Origin of the sequence: Vibrio splendidus, from assembly GCF_002873455.1 — a bacterium.
In the GTDB taxonomy this organism is placed as follows: Bacteria; Pseudomonadota; Gammaproteobacteria; order Enterobacterales; family Vibrionaceae; genus Vibrio; species Vibrio splendidus_J.
In genome coordinates this window covers 16,508-30,611 of the sequence record NZ_MCUN01000005.1, presented here as the reverse complement: position 1 = coordinate 30,611, position 14,104 = coordinate 16,508, and the positions used below count along the sequence as shown (strand labels likewise).

Here is a 14,104-nt window from a genome sequence, read left to right as displayed (position 1 = left end):
GTTAAACCAGATGTCAATTGACGATATAGATGGTGTAAAACTCAAAAAGGGTCGAGGTGGCGCTCGTAAAGGTGCTGGACGACCAAAGACAAAACCTGACACCAAAGTATTGCGAGTGCCAGTTGACCTAGTGGACGAAATTTAAAGCCTAATTGATGACTATAAAGCGGGATTAGAGAATGAGCAGCAAAAATGAATCACCCAATCACAAAAAGGTACGCCTAGCTATCGTAGCGATTGAGAAAGGCAAACCTAAAGACCCTAAGAACAAGAAACTCACAATGTCTTCTGTTGCGCGAGAAGCTGGCGTTAGCCGAGCGTTAATTCAGCGTGATATGCCTGATTTATACAAACGTGTGATGGGTAAGTCTAGCTCAGAACAAGCGAAAGATAGAATAGAAACCTTACGTGAAAAGCTAAAGGCAGCGGAAGATAAGTGTAAGGAAAAAGAGGAAGAAATAGCTGAATTGAACGAGAAGTTAGCTAATAATGCCTCGGTAAATGCCACGCTTATGAGAGAAAACAAAGAGCTGAGAGCCAGTTTGGGGATAGCGGATAATGTTACCCCGCTATTCACATAAATGTAGTAACTCAAACTAGATCTTACACATCCGCTGATTAGTCACGATCAGATCATACAGGCGAACTGTTGGTATTGTCGGTCTACTGATGTCGTAACTCAAAAGTGGACAGAGACGTGTTTGACAAACTGTTAAACTAGCGAGTAACGAATTTGCTGGCATATACAACAACGCCAACCTAGGCAAAAGTGAGATCTGCTCCAGTATTCTTTGTTAAGTTCGTTTTATCGTCCTAACCCAAAACTCACTACTTATTTGCTCTGTGCTTTCAATTAACACTTGCGCAGTGACTGTATACTTTTGCCCATAAGCTCCTCTATATGTAAGCGTGAACTCGACAATTCGTGAGGCATGTTCTACAAGGGAAGGAAGTTCCACTAGTAGATCACGAACTTCATCTTTGTTATCGGCAATACCAGTCAGTACGAATGTTTCTTGAACTTCACAACCATATCCATCAGGCAAGGAGTAGTAGAGCTTATACTTGCTGCTGTCATCACATTCGATATCTAACGCAGCCCCTAACCCAATATTTCTAATGCATATCGAAACTTGTTTAGTACCTACTTGTGGTCTTGCATCGACATCAAGATCCCGATGTATAACGTGAAGCATATTGCCACTAAGCGTACTAGCTTTTTCGATGACTAAAATAGGTCTGACGTTATCGTGGCGCTGTTTTCGGTAGATATAATAAGCCGAAATAAACGCTAAATAGCCACCAAAGAGACCGCCAGAAAAACCTAACCAACCATCTACCGTCCCTGCTTGCTCTCTAGGTAGGAGAAACTCATGATTGAGAACAAGTAAAACAAATGCCACGATTCCTAGTGAAACCAAACCAAGGATTTTCATTTATTTCCCTCGTAGTGCATGACGATAGCTTATTGATTTGTTAACGCTTTCCACAGTTGCTCAGAGGTAGGTATTTCATGTTCGATGTCAAACCAGTTGGCTGCAATATTTTTGTTTTTATCAACAAGAGCATTTATTTTTTTGTCTTTATCTGTAGTCGAGCCTTCAGACTCAACGATTTTTCTTAATTTAGTAAGAAACTTCAAGCTCTCTTTGTCGTCATGATCTAAGGCTTCGAACTCATCATCAGGGCTAACTATAAACCATGCCTCTGACCTAACAGCCTCCCTTTCAGTCAAGGTTAGTTTTTCTTCATTTGAAATTTTCTTGCCCAATAGATTTAGTTCATCCAAGGTTGTGTCTAGTTCCAGATCAACAATAAACTGCCAGTAGGACAGGTAAGAGTGTGCTATGCTATATGCTAATTTCAAAGTCTCTACTTTTTTATCGAGAGATTGCTGCCTTTTCTCTGACATTGCATTTGCTGACTGCTCTTCGATCTTCATGATCTTTTCATCTAAAGCATCTAATTGCTTCTGTGTTTTAATTCTTAAAGCAATGCCATTTGCTTCATCAAAGTTTTCTTTAGACTCAAATTTACTGATATCAAAAGGATCTTTCTCAGCGCGTTTTTGGGCATCAAATTTTCTCTTGGCAAGTAAGAAAAAGACCACCGACATTGCCAATAAAAGGAAGAACAATAGCATTTAAAGCCTCCAATATTTAATAGATATTCGTTCAATATATCACGGGGAAATACGATACTGGGACCAAAATACCGATATGGTGAACGTTAAGAGCAAAGACTTTAGCTTGGAAAGGGACAGAGACGTGCTAGCAGTGTTCGTGCAGGTACGTCCTTAGACCTAAATGAGCTAGTGCTTCTGCTAAATTAGAAAGCAACCAATAACTACAGGTATGGCAAAGTCAGTTGTGAGGAGTTAGTGCGATGAGTAAAATCGCACTAACTAAAAGGCTTGGTTCAGTACGCACCAAATGCCGATGCGTTAAATTAGGCACTCACAAAAACGACTGACTAAATATTGTCTACTTACTGTTAAATCTCATTGTTTTAACGGAATTTTCAGTGAAAGTTCCATTTAACCTCAATCCACAATCTACTAATACAGCGTGAGAGGAATCGGTTAATGAAAAATCATTTGGCATGTTTTTTATAGGCTCACTCTTTATGCTTTCTATCTCCTCAAGAAAAGCCCTAAGGAAGTCTAGAGGTGATGAGCGATTATATTTTGTTACTGCTTCGGTGAGATCATTTGTGGGGAAGACATCTAAATTTTCCGCATCCACTCCAAGAGTACGAACAAGATTAGAAATGGAAGGCCAATATCGATCGTAATCAAAGTTTCCTAAACGTGTTATGTCATCTTTAATAAAGCTTGAATAATTACCGTTCCCATTTGCGGTGAGTGTAATGAGATCCGAGATTCTTACTATCGAGTTACATCTAAAATGAGAACTATTGTTCAACTGACTCCGTTCATCCAGTAAAGAAGCCAGTTCTGCACTTAATTTAGTTATTCTCTTATTTATACGACTAAGCTCTTTTTTATCTTCTCGTGCTTGCTTCATATTTTCAGGATTCCACTCATTCACGGTAAGAAGATAACTCTCAAAAAAATACCCAATTTGTTCGCTATTCAGTTTTTGCTTTAACTCACGATATACCTGATCAAGCTCATACTTTCTACTGTATAATTCACTAATTAAACACACTAAATTTGGATAGATCTCTCCCTCAACCCAACGAACCTGTAGATTTTTCAATTCAGTTTCACAAATAGTTACATGCATTGTTATCTCACTTGTTCTGATGCTTTAGTTCTAAATTAGATTACTCGATGTAGAGCACCCTCACAGTAAGTGAATCAATAATATTTTTTTGACTTCCCTTACCTTCCTAGTGGTTATTAAAAAGTCGGTTATCTCCAAACTCGTACTTATACGCGAAAACGATAATGGGGCAAAACCGATTTGAGGCAACCAGTCAATTATTTGTGATCACCAAGCGATTCTGTCGTATCGAGAAAATGAAACCGATAGATTGCATTCAAACTAATTAACATAAGGCATTGATTTTAAAGTGTTGGAAACTTGGTTTTAGCAGACTTATGGTTTTATATAGCGGCAAAAAGTGTAACGATAAAAAATCCTATATAAATCAAAAGCTAAACCAATGTTACATGAAACAAGGTATATTTATGACATGCCTGCCCACATTAAAGCATCGACACTTGGCACCAGTGTGACAATACCCATTACCAATGGTCGTTTAGCTTTAGGAACATGGCAGGGCATATACTTAGGTGAGCACCGAGATTGTGGTGGAAACCGCACTGTGATTGCCACTATTCAAGGTGAGTAACCTTAAGTGGCCACCTATAGAATACCTTTAATAAACATAATGATAGACAACAAAAAGGGTGGCACAGTTATGTACCACCCTTTTAAAATATGAGGTATTCTCGTTGATAAGCCCAGGTTAGAAAGGCTGGTTTATCATGACCCTAAACGTCCCTTCATCGCCGCCTCGAGCTAACTCAGCACGAACGACAATGCCTTCCACTTGGAAGCGAACCGCGCCGCCTAAGCTCCATTTCATGTCCGTGTGCAATGTTTTGATATCATACTCATCAGCAACACGCCCGACTTCGGCAAACGCGACCCATTGCCACCAAGGCAAATCGTAGTAGTTAATCAGCGGGATATCACCAAGCGGTTGCCAGTCAGGAATCACTCGGTACTCAGCAGAGTAATGAACCGCAGAACGCCCGTGGTAGCGACCTCCGGTATAACCTCGTAAGCGATATAAACCACCAAGTCGAGCTTGTTCAGTTTCCGGTGGACGAGCACAATCTTGCCCAGAGCAGTTATCCCAGGTTGGTGTATCAGCAGTATAGAAATCGAGTGCCACAACTTGTTGGTCGAACAGGTCACCTAAAGGGCCTAATGCGAAGTACTGACTATTTTGGAACGTCCACTTCAACCATAAATCATCATTAGACCAACTTTCTGCGCCGGTGGTGAACTCAAGGTTAGTATGAGAGCCCGTGGTTGGGTTACGTGTGCTATCACGGTTATCCCAATCAAACGCTAAGTTAAAGCCTGTCGCCTCTTCGGTATTATTTAGACCTTCCAGTTCTCGAGCGGTATAAAAAGGCGTGAAAATGATCGAGCTAACACCCGACTCGACCGGTGAAGCAAAGCTTACATCTTTGATTGGCTGAAATGCACCTAGTAAGCCATGTTCCGCAACATTGCCCCAAGGTAACAAATACTTGAATTCAAACTGATAGTTTTGCTCTAAGCCATCGGCAATCGTTTTGTCATCAATCGATGAATCGTTGTCGCCTTGAGAACCAATGTAATAAGGGTTCTCATTGAAACGCGCTTGGTACATCTGAGTGCTGAACAAAATATTTTCAGACAAGGCGAAATTAAACGCCGATAAAAATCCGACATAGCTGTCTTTATCAGAATAGAGTGCCATACCAAAAAGAGCAGCTTGAGGTTGCCAAACACCTTTTGCGACACCAGCAACCCCAAAGGTATTTCCCATGGTTTCCGTACTGAAATAAAACGGCACAAAAGCTGAATCTTTTTCTTCACTCAATGCTGAAGAAGAAACGCTGATACTCAGTACCGTTACTGCAGACATTAACCAATGTCGAGACCTTAACCAACGTAGAGGTATTCGTTTGAACATCTTTATTTCACGTATTCCATCGCGACGCGAGACGTTAATTTAGTCACGAGTTCGTAGGCAATGGTACCAATATGTTCTGCAACTTCTTCCGAAGATAAACCTTTACCCCACAACGTCGCTTCATCACCCACTTTATCAGTCGCATCAGGCCCAAGATCAACCGTTAGCATGTCCATAGACACTCTGCCTGCAATCGGCGCTTTACGTCCATTCACAAGCACAGGGGTACCATTTGGGGCAGTACGTGGATAACCATCCCCATAGCCAATCGCGATAACACCCACTTTGGTATCACGTTCGCTAGTCCAGTTAGCGCCGTAACCCACACTCTCACCCGCTTTCACATCGCGAACCGCAATCAGGTGTGAGGTCAGGGTCATCACAGGCTTAAAGCCAAGTTCTTGCGCTGATTTATCAGCAAAAGGCGAAACACCGTAAGAGATGATTCCAGGTCGAACCCAATCAAGGTGGCTATTAGGCCAAGCCAATAGACCCGCAGAGGCAGCAAGTGAACGCTCTCCTTCACATCCATCCGTCAAAGATAAGAAAAGCTCTGTCTGTTCAGCGGTCGTTGTTCTATCTAGTTCGTCAGCACAGCCAAAGTGGCTCATATAGCGTAAAGGCTTAGCGACGTTAGGGCAGTGATGTAAACGCTCAACAAACTCTTGATACTGCTCAGGACGCACCCCTAAACGATGCATACCGCTGTCGACCTTAACCCATACCACGACAGGTGTTTCCAGATCAGCGGTCTCTAGTGCGCTCAGCTGTTCTTCGCAGTGCACAACGGTTTGGATGTTATTAGTCACCAAGATGGGTAAATCACCCGAAGAGTAAAACCCTTCTAGCAACAAAATGGGTTTAACAATACCACCAGCTCGAAGCTGCAATGCTTCTTCAATCCGCGCCACCCCAAAAGCATCTGAGTTTTTAGAGTGCTTGGCGATATGCAGTAAACCGTGCCCGTAGCCATTCGCTTTCACAACCGACATGACCTTACACTGAGGAGCCTTCGATTTTATTTGGTGAAGATTATGTTCGAGCGCGTTTAAGTCAATGCTTGCCGTCGCTGCTTTCATGTAAGTCATTAGCGATTACTCATCATCAAATGCAGGGCCTGCATAGTTATCAAATCGGGAGTGTTGACCTTGGAATGTAAGTCGAACCGAACCGATAGGGCCGTTACGTTGCTTACCAAGGATGATCTCTGCGATGCCTTTCAGTGAACTATCCGGGTTATAAACCTCATCACGATAGATAAACATGATCAAATCGGCATCTTGCTCGATCGAACCTGATTCACGCAAGTCCGAGTTAACTGGGCGCTTATCAGCACGTTGCTCTAGGGAACGGTTAAGCTGAGAAAGTGCCACAACCGGTACGTTCAACTCTTTTGCTAGCGCTTTTAGGGAACGCGAAATTTCGGCGATCTCTAAGGTACGGTTTTCCGACAATGAAGGGACACGCATTAATTGAAGGTAATCTATCATGATCATAGAGATACCATCATGCTCACGAGCAATACGTCGAGCACGCGAACGCACCTCTGTTGGTGTTAGCCCCGAGCTGTCATCGATATACATATTCTTCTTATCCATCAGAATACCCATACTCGACGAAATACGCGCCCAATCTTCATCGTCTAATTGACCGGTACGAATCTTGGTTTGGTCGACACGAGAAAGTGACGCTAACATACGCATCATCAGCTGTTCAGCTGGCATCTCTAGAGAGAAGATTAACACTGGCTTATCTTGCTTCATCGCCGCGTTTTCACACAAGTTCATCGCAAAGGTGGTTTTACCCATCGATGGACGCGCAGCAACAATGATTAAGTCTGAACCCTGCAAGCCTGCAGTTTTCTTGTTGAGGTCGTTAAAGCCAGTATCGACACCAGTAACACCATCTTGTGGCGATTTATATAAGATTTCGATACGTTCCAGAGTCTTCTCTAGAATACTATCAACGTTTTGTGGGCCTTCATTTTCACTTGCTCGGCCTTCTGCAATCGCGAAGACTTTACTTTCAGCCAGATCAACAAGTTCTTCCGATGTACGACCTTGAGGATCATAACCAGAATCCGCGATCTCATTCGCCACACCGATCAGGCTACGAACCAGTGCTCGCTGTGCAACGATATCCGCATACGCATTAATGTTAGCGGCACTTGGTGTATTTTTCGCTAGGTCGGCAAGGTAAGCAAAGCCACCTACGTCTTCTAGCTGCTCACGAAGCTCTAAATGTTCAGAGAGTGTAATCAAATCCAGAGGAGAACTTTCTTCAAGGATATCCTTTACCGCTTCAAAGATCAGGCGGTGAGGACGGCTATAAAAGTCTTTGGCCACAACCTTTTCAGCAACAGTATCCCAGCGTTCGTTATCCAATAACAAACCGCCAATAACAGATTGCTCAGCTTCTAATGAATGTGGCGGGACCTTGATGGCGTCCACCTGATCGTTGGCTGATTTCTGACTTTTGGTATCCACTATGACTACACTCAATAACTAATAATGATCGTTCATTATACCCAAGAACACTCATTTGTAATCCGTTCCTAAGCGTTTGTTTTATTCTTCAGGAAGAATTTACCTATTGCTGACGGAATTAACCAAGGGTAGCATTACGATCCTGCCATTCACTCACTGTACAACTAGAGGTATGCGTGTCCAAATTATTGGCTCTGAGCACTGGTCTGTTAAGCTCTGGTCTTCTAAGCACCGGTCTTCTGAGCTCTCCGTTGGCCTTAGCTGATGATGCTACAGCCTCTGTCGATGCAATCCTCGACTCTATAGTAGTAGCAGAACCCGCTGTTGAGCCGACCGTTGTTGCACCGGCACCTGAAAAAGATATGGATATCGCACCAAGTGATACGAGTGACACAGAACTGCCGAACCCACTCAAGACGGAAGTCGAATTTGGGTATCAGTCGCATACTGGTAATTCTGATTCAAGATCGCTAAATGCCCGCCTAAACGGTGAGTATACGGCTGGCCGTCATAGAACCAGTGGTGAATGGAAATACTACAACCTCTACAAAGACGGTGAAGAAGATAAAAGGCAATCGACTTACTCGGCTCAGAGTGACTACAAGTTAAGCCCTAAAACCTACCTTTACGGCAGCTTTAAAGGTGTCGATTCACGATACAGTGCTTACTTTAAAGACTACACAATCTCTAGTGGTTTGGGTTATCAGTTCTCGAACACTGAAGAGTTTGTGTTGGAAGTCGAAGTCGGACCGGGTTTTCGTTACCAAGAACCTAATCTCGATGAATTGGACGACGATGACATCATCTTCCCAGAGATTGTTGAAGAGGCGATTTTCCGTGGCAATGTGAATACATCATGGCAGGTGTTGAAGAATTTGCAGCTCAAGGCTGATGTGACGTTAGTCTCTGGCCACAGTAACCTGAAATTTGATACTGAATTAGAAGCGATCAACGATATTACTGACAATATCGCACTGAAGATTGCTCACTCTCGTCAATACCACGATAAAGTGCCTCACGGATTAAGCAAAGAAGACTCTGTGCTATCGATTAACCTGCTCTTTCAGTTCTAATCTCAGGAGCAACTCTAGTATCAAGAGCAGCTCTAATCTCAAGAACTATTCTAATCTCAAGAGCAGTTCTAATCTTAAGGCCACTTCTAACCTTGAGAACAGACTGTTCAGCAATAAGAGCTTTTAGATCACTGTAAGCTTTTTACTTACCATAACCCTTCGCTATGTTTTCCTATATTTCAGACATAAAAAAACACCAGCCGAAGCTGGTGTTTAAAACTTTCAAAAGAAAGAATTCGTCTTGGTACTGAAATTACTCAGCTGCAACGATAGCGATTTTCGCAGTAGCAAAAACTTCAGAGTGAAGTTGGATGCTTACTTCGAATTCGCCGATGTTACGTAGAGCGCCTTCAGGTAGGCGTACTTCGCTCTTAACTACTGCAACACCAGCTGCTGTAATAGCATCTGCGATGTCACGAGTACCGATAGAACCGAATAGTTTGCCTTCGTCACCAGCTTTAGAAGCGATTGTAACGCCTTCTAGAGTGTTAACTGTCTCTGCGCGAGCTTCTGCAGCAGCTAGTTGCTCAGCAACTTTAGCTTCTAGTTCAGCACGGCGAGTTTCGAACATAGCAACGTTGTCTTTAGTTGCCATAACTACTTTACCCTGTGGGATAAGGAAGTTACGAGCGTAACCAGATTTAACGTTTACTTGGTCGCCAAGGCCACCTAGGTTACCGATTTTATCAAGTAGAATAACTTGCATTATCTTAGTCCTCTTAAACTATTGTTAACTATTACCGATTACTGATGCTTGTCAGTGTACGGTAGTAGAGCTAGGTAACGAGAACGCTTGATAGCGCGAGCTAGCTGACGTTGGTATTTAGCACTTGTACCAGTGATACGGCTAGGTACAATTTTACCAGCTTCAGTGATGTAGTTTTTTAGAGTTGCTACGTCTTTGTAGTCAATCTCTTGTACGCCTTCTGCAGTAAAACGGCAGAATTTACGACGACGGAAGAAACGAGCCATGGGCTATCTCCTGATCTAAATTTAATAATGCGGTATTAACACAGGCTTATAAATAAGCGTAAGCAAATGCTTGTAGTGAAAATACCTAAACGAGTTGAATAAAATTTAATGACCTAAAAGGCCAAAAAAGAATTACTCAGCAGCAGCTTCTGGCTTAGCTTCTTCTTCACGACGTGGTGCACGTTCTTCACGGTCATCACGACGAGGAGCACGCTCTGCACGCTCTTCTTTTTGCTTAAGCATGATAGATTGCTCAGTCACAGCGCCTTTAGTGCGCATGATCATGTTACGTAGAACTGCATCGTTAAAACGGAAAGCAGTTTCTAGCTCGTCCATCACTTCTTGGCCAGCTTCAACGTTCATAAGAACGTAGTGAGCTTTGTGAAGTTTGTTGATTGGGTAAGCCATTTGACGGCGGCCCCAGTCTTCTAGACGGTGGATAGTACCGCCAGCTTCAGTGATTGAACCAGTGTAACGCTCGATCATGCCAGCAACTTGCTCGCTTTGATCAGGGTGAACCATGAATACGATTTCATAATGACGCATTTGGTTGCTCCTTACGGATTATTAGCTTCCACGAAAGGCTCGGTCGTCCAAGGGAAGCAAGGAACTAAAGAAAAATGACCGAGTTTTAAGGACGGCAAATATTATAGAAAGAACCCGGTATTGGCAAGCGGTATTTGGCTAATAATGAAACAGTTTTTCTTTCGCCATCTAGCCATCTGACAAACCAAACGATTCCGTCATAACAGCCTAAAAAGAAACGCCCACCAGCAAGTGATGAGCGTTAATAAATTCATAGACTTAGAGTCGTTTTGCCTTTTTAGTAAGCTTAACGCTATTGAGCTAGGCGCTGACGTACCGCTTCGAACAGACAGATGCCTGATGCTACCGAAACGTTGAGGCTCGACACGCTGCCTGACATTGGAATCTTAATCAGGTCATCACAGGTTTCACGCGTTAAACGACGCATACCATCACCTTCTGCACCCATCACAACAGCAAGCGGGCCCGTTAGCTTCGCTTGATAGATATCATGCGTCGCTTCACCTGCGGTACCCACGAACCATACACCCTGCTCTTGCAGTGCACGCATTGTACGAGCTAGGTTGGTTACGCGTACTAGAGGAACGGTTTCAGCTGCGCCACAAGCAACCTTACTTACGGTTGCCGTTAGCGGCGAAGAGCGATCTTTAGGTACGATAACAGCCGCCACACCCGCAGCATCCGCGTTACGTAGACAAGCACCTAGGTTATGAGGGTCTGTTACGCCATCTAGAACCAACAGCAGAGGCTGTTCGTGCTGCGCTAGTATATCGTCTAGGTGAGTTTCATTAAGCTGCTTAGCAGGCTTCACCTTAGCAATAAGACCTTGGTGATTTGCACCCTGTGCTTTTTCATCAAGCGGCTTACGGCCCATTTGTTGAATCGACACACCAAATTGCTGCAGTTGATTCAGTAATGGAAGAAGACGATCGTCTTGACGACCTTTAAGCACGTACGCTTCAATAAAGCGCGCTGGATCTTTTTCTAGTACGGCTTTCACCGCGTGAATACCGTAAATAAATTCGTTACTCATTGTCTCTGGTTACTCTTATTGCTCAGAGATGAATGACATCAAACCCGATGCCCCCATCCCTGTGTTGTTTATTTCGAGAGTATGCGTCTTGCGCCTGATACTCTCGCATTAAAGTCTTTTCGCGTTAAAGTCATGTCACATTAAACTAGCGCTGTGCTAAACCTAATTAGCAAAGCGCCTTATTAAGCTTAAGACTTATCAGCCTTTGGCTTACGACTTGCGGTACGCTTTTTCTTAGCTCGCGCCTTCGCAGCACCGGTTTTATTCGCTGACTTCTTCTTAGCTGAACTTTCAGAGCTACCGTCTGGTCGCTTAGTCGGTTCAACTAAAGGCGTCGCAGGTACACCCGGCTTATTACTCTTCACCGCTGAACGCTTCTTGCTTTTCGCCTTTTTCATCGCTTCAGCTGCACGCTTCTTGGCGGTTTTACCTTTACCACGCGGCTGACGATCGGTGTCTTCTAAATCAAAGTCGATTTGGCGAGTTTCTAGATTAACCGCAGAAACCTTCACTTTAACCGAATCACCCAAGCGGTAGATGTTACCTGAGCTTTCACCAACTAGACGCTGACCAACAGCATCGAATTGGTAGTAATCATTCGCTAGCGCTGAAATATGTACCAGACCATCAATGTGCAGTTCAGTGAGACGAACAAAGAAACCAAAGCCAGTCACGTTGGCAATCACGCCATCCATCACTTCACCGACATGGTCTTGCATGTACTCACACTTCAGCCAGTCGTTCACTTCACGCGTTGCGTCATCAGCACGACGCTCAGTCATTGAACACTGCTCGCCGTAGAAGTCCATATCATCGAAAGTGTAGTGGTAACCACCAGTTGGCGTCCAACGCTCACTCTGACGGCCTTCTTCTTTCGCAATAAGGTACTTAATCGCGCGGTGCAGTAGCAAATCTGGGTAACGACGAATTGGCGAGGTAAAGTGAGCATAGCGTTTAAGAGCTAAACCAAAGTGACCCGCGTTGTCCGCGTTATATACCGCTTGCTTCATCGAGCGGAGTAGCATGGTTTGGATTAACTCACGATCTTCACGCTCATTAATCTGTTGCATCAATTGTGCATAGTCTACTGGTGATGGCGACAGGCCACCTTCCAGCGTTAAACCTAGCTCACTAAGGAAACTCTTAAAGCCAGTTAAGCGCTCTTCTCCCGGAGTATCGTGAACACGGTACAATGCAGGTTCTTTCGCTTTTTCTACGTAAGACGCCGATGCGATATTCGCAAGAATCATACACTCTTCAATGATCTTGTGTGCATCGTTACGGATGACAGGTTCAATACGGTCAATCTTACGATCCGCATTGAAGATAAACTTAGTTTCTACCGTTTCAAACTCAATCGCACCACGTTCATCACGCGTTTTCTTAAGTACCTTGTACATCTTATGAAGCTCTTCAAGATGTGGTACTTCAGGCTCGTAACGCTCACGAAGTTCTTCATTGCCATCTAAGATAGCGCCAACTTTGTTGTAAGTCAGACGGGCATGAGAGTTCATTACCGCTTCGTAGTGCTTGTAACCCGACAGTTTACCTTTGTCTGAGATAGTCATCTCACACACCATACATAAACGGTCGACTTGAGGGTTCAATGAACATAGGCCATTAGAAAGGACTTCTGGCAGCATTGGCACGACTTGTGACGGGAAGTATACCGAGTTACCACGGTTAATCGCTTCTTTATCTAGCGCAGTGTCTGGGCGAACGTAATAACTTACGTCAGCAATCGCTACCCACAGGCGCCAGCCTCCGCCTTTCTTCGCTTCACAGTAAACCGCATCATCGAAGTCACGCGCATCTTCGCCATCAATGGTAACCAATGGTAGTTTGCGTAGATCAATACGGCCTTCTTTTGCTTCTTCAGGAACATGCTCACCGAGGTTTACGATTTGCTTATCTACCGCTTCAGGCCACTCTTGTGGGATCTGGTGAGTACGGATCGCGATCTGCGTTTCCATACCCGGAGCCATGTTTTCACCAAGAACTTCGGTCACTTTACCCATCATGTTACGAGAACGACCACCACGATCCGTAATTTCAATCACAACCACATTACCCATTCGAGCACCGCCTTTATGCTCGGTAGGGATCTGGATGTCGTGACTAATACGCGAATCATCAGCAACCACGTAAGAATGGCCATATTCTAGGAAGAAGCGACCAACCAGTGGGGTTTTGCGCTCTTCAAGAACACGAACCAAACGACCTTCACGACGGCCACGCTTACTGTTATCAGTAGGCTGAACCAATACGTAATCACCGTGCATGATGGTTTTCATCTGGTGATGCGGCAACACGATATCATTGTCTTTACCCACACTGCCATCTGGGCGAACCCAACCATGACCGTCTTTATGACCAATCACATAGCCTTTAATCAATTCCATCTTCTCAGGCAATGCGTAGCACTGACGACGGGTAAAGATAAGCTGTCCATCACGTTCCATTGCACGTAAACGACGACGCAGCCCTTCATATTGTTCCTCTCCAGCAAGACCCAAAGCTTCGAATAGATCGTTACGGTTCATTGGGATATTCGCGTCTGTTAGAAACGAAATAATGAACTCTCTGCTTGGTACTGGGTTTTCGTAATTTTTCGACTCTCGGTCGGCAAAAGGATCAACAGTGGTTGTCGCTGTCGTGTTTTCTGACATTGGTGTGTTTTTTGACATAGGCGGGCCTGCTTAAGCAAGGAATGTATATACCCCTAGTATATCTGATGCTAGGGGTAAGCTACAGATATGCTTTGGAAAAGCCTAAAATAACCTAAGATTGATACATATCTTCACTTTGTGAAACATCGCTTCATAGAGGCGGAC

15 protein-coding genes are annotated in these 14,104 nt (G+C 44.0%); 4 read left to right on the top strand and 11 right to left on the bottom strand.

What is annotated here, in order from left to right:
* Nucleotides 1-10: 10 nt before the first annotated feature.
* Nucleotides 11-145 carry a hypothetical protein gene (locus BCU75_RS24660; protein ID WP_277868898.1) on the top strand — a complete coding sequence of 45 codons (135 nt, stop codon included), beginning with the start codon at nucleotides 11-13 and terminating at the stop codon, nucleotides 143-145.
* 34 nt (nucleotides 146-179) lie between these two features.
* Nucleotides 180-581, top strand: coding sequence for a TetR family transcriptional regulator (locus tag BCU75_RS03105; RefSeq protein ID WP_102472897.1), 402 nt, complete (start codon nucleotides 180-182; stop codon nucleotides 579-581).
* A gap of 213 nt (nucleotides 582-794) precedes the next feature.
* Here the strand turns inward: BCU75_RS03105 and BCU75_RS03100 are convergent, their stop codons facing one another.
* From BCU75_RS03100 to BCU75_RS03090, 3 genes are all read right to left on the bottom strand, one after another.
* Entirely contained in the window at nucleotides 795-1,436 is a 642-nt protein-coding gene (locus BCU75_RS03100) for a hypothetical protein (RefSeq protein ID WP_102472896.1), read from the bottom strand.
* 29 nt (nucleotides 1,437-1,465) lie between these two features.
* On the bottom strand, nucleotides 1,466-2,143 hold the full coding sequence (locus BCU75_RS03095; RefSeq protein ID WP_102472895.1) for a hypothetical protein: 678 nt from the start codon (nucleotides 2,141-2,143) through the stop codon (nucleotides 1,466-1,468).
* Nucleotides 2,144-2,483: 340 nt separating this feature from the next.
* Entirely contained in the window at nucleotides 2,484-3,248 is a 765-nt protein-coding gene (locus BCU75_RS03090) for a hypothetical protein (protein WP_102472894.1), read from the bottom strand.
* A gap of 382 nt (nucleotides 3,249-3,630) precedes the next feature.
* Between BCU75_RS03090 and BCU75_RS03085 the strand changes: the two genes are divergently transcribed.
* Nucleotides 3,631-3,819, top strand: a complete 189-nt coding sequence (locus BCU75_RS03085; RefSeq protein ID WP_425336920.1) for a secondary thiamine-phosphate synthase enzyme YjbQ — start codon at nucleotides 3,631-3,633, stop codon at nucleotides 3,817-3,819.
* A gap of 117 nt (nucleotides 3,820-3,936) precedes the next feature.
* Here BCU75_RS03085 and BCU75_RS03080 read toward each other — a convergent pair whose 3' ends face one another.
* The 3 genes from BCU75_RS03080 to BCU75_RS03070 are packed head-to-tail and all read right to left on the bottom strand — an operon-like array spanning nucleotide 3,937 to nucleotide 7,646.
* Entirely contained in the window at nucleotides 3,937-5,112 is a 1,176-nt protein-coding gene (locus BCU75_RS03080; protein WP_372201198.1) for a BamA/TamA family outer membrane protein, read from the bottom strand.
* 50 nt (nucleotides 5,113-5,162) lie between these two features.
* On the bottom strand, nucleotides 5,163-6,248 hold the full coding sequence (gene alr / locus BCU75_RS03075; RefSeq protein ID WP_076679111.1) for an alanine racemase: 1,086 nt from the start codon (nucleotides 6,246-6,248) through the stop codon (nucleotides 5,163-5,165).
* Nucleotides 6,249-6,254: 6 nt separating this feature from the next.
* The gene (locus BCU75_RS03070; RefSeq protein ID WP_171309440.1) at nucleotides 6,255-7,646 is read right to left on the bottom strand and encodes a replicative DNA helicase; all 1,392 of its coding nucleotides are present in this window, start codon (nucleotides 7,644-7,646) and stop codon (nucleotides 6,255-6,257) included.
* Nucleotides 7,647-7,822: 176 nt separating this feature from the next.
* On the opposite strand from BCU75_RS03070, the gene BCU75_RS03065 reads away from it, so the two are divergent.
* The gene (locus BCU75_RS03065; RefSeq protein WP_102472892.1) at nucleotides 7,823-8,719 is read left to right on the top strand and encodes a DUF481 domain-containing protein; all 897 of its coding nucleotides are present in this window, start codon (nucleotides 7,823-7,825) and stop codon (nucleotides 8,717-8,719) included.
* Nucleotides 8,720-8,972: 253 nt separating this feature from the next.
* Here BCU75_RS03065 and rplI read toward each other — a convergent pair whose 3' ends face one another.
* The 5 genes from rplI to rnr form a co-directional block, all read right to left on the bottom strand.
* Nucleotides 8,973-9,425 carry a 50S ribosomal protein L9 gene (gene rplI / locus BCU75_RS03060; RefSeq protein ID WP_004735854.1) on the bottom strand — a complete coding sequence of 151 codons (453 nt, stop codon included), beginning with the start codon at nucleotides 9,423-9,425 and terminating at the stop codon, nucleotides 8,973-8,975.
* A 38-nt stretch (nucleotides 9,426-9,463) separates the two neighbouring features.
* Nucleotides 9,464-9,691 carry a 30S ribosomal protein S18 gene (rpsR, locus tag BCU75_RS03055; protein WP_000090472.1) on the bottom strand — a complete coding sequence of 76 codons (228 nt, stop codon included), beginning with the start codon at nucleotides 9,689-9,691 and terminating at the stop codon, nucleotides 9,464-9,466.
* A gap of 132 nt (nucleotides 9,692-9,823) precedes the next feature.
* A complete protein-coding gene (gene rpsF / locus BCU75_RS03050) occupies nucleotides 9,824-10,237 on the bottom strand; it encodes a 30S ribosomal protein S6 (protein ID WP_004735855.1) in 414 nt (137 codons plus the stop codon).
* A 292-nt stretch (nucleotides 10,238-10,529) separates the two neighbouring features.
* The gene (gene rlmB, locus BCU75_RS03045; protein WP_004735856.1) at nucleotides 10,530-11,270 is read right to left on the bottom strand and encodes a 23S rRNA (guanosine(2251)-2'-O)-methyltransferase RlmB; all 741 of its coding nucleotides are present in this window, start codon (nucleotides 11,268-11,270) and stop codon (nucleotides 10,530-10,532) included.
* A gap of 188 nt (nucleotides 11,271-11,458) precedes the next feature.
* Nucleotides 11,459-13,957, bottom strand: a complete 2,499-nt coding sequence (gene rnr / locus BCU75_RS03040; protein ID WP_102472891.1) for a ribonuclease R — start codon at nucleotides 13,955-13,957, stop codon at nucleotides 11,459-11,461.
* Between the last annotated feature and the right edge of the window lie 147 nt (nucleotides 13,958-14,104).